1 pseudogene is annotated in these 317 nt (G+C 46.4%); it reads right to left on the bottom strand.

Features of this window, described 5'->3' with window-relative positions:
* Nucleotides 1-317 (bottom strand): annotated as a pseudogene (locus AB4585_RS27815) (2-succinyl-5-enolpyruvyl-6-hydroxy-3-cyclohexene-1-carboxylate synthase); the annotation flags it as partial.

Genomic DNA, 317 nt, shown 5'->3' with positions numbered 1-317 from the left:
GGGTTCAAAGAACCCGCTTCATCACTGAGCAATGCATACGCCGTAAAATCTTGCTCCAGAACCCGCTGCTTTAAAAACGCCAACAAGCGCTTTGACACTAGCCGAGCGCCAAATTGAATAACCAAATCACATTGTGCTAACTGAGCTTTTGCCGTGTCATTATGAAGCCATACATCATAGCCTTGCCACTCAGAGCTAATACCTGATTGAGGATCGCACAACAGTGGCCAGCCTAATTGCTGAGCCAATTGTTTGACCTTCAGTGACTGCTCATAAGGCAGTCGCCCAACAATGATTAAGCCTTTGTGGTCTTTATG

It is taken from the genome of Vibrio sp. 10N.222.49.C9, assembly GCF_041474985.1.
GTDB classification, from domain to species: domain Bacteria; phylum Pseudomonadota; class Gammaproteobacteria; order Enterobacterales; family Vibrionaceae; genus Vibrio; species Vibrio crassostreae_C.
Note: the sequence above shows the minus strand (reverse complement) of the source record. Positions and strands in the feature narration are given on the sequence as shown.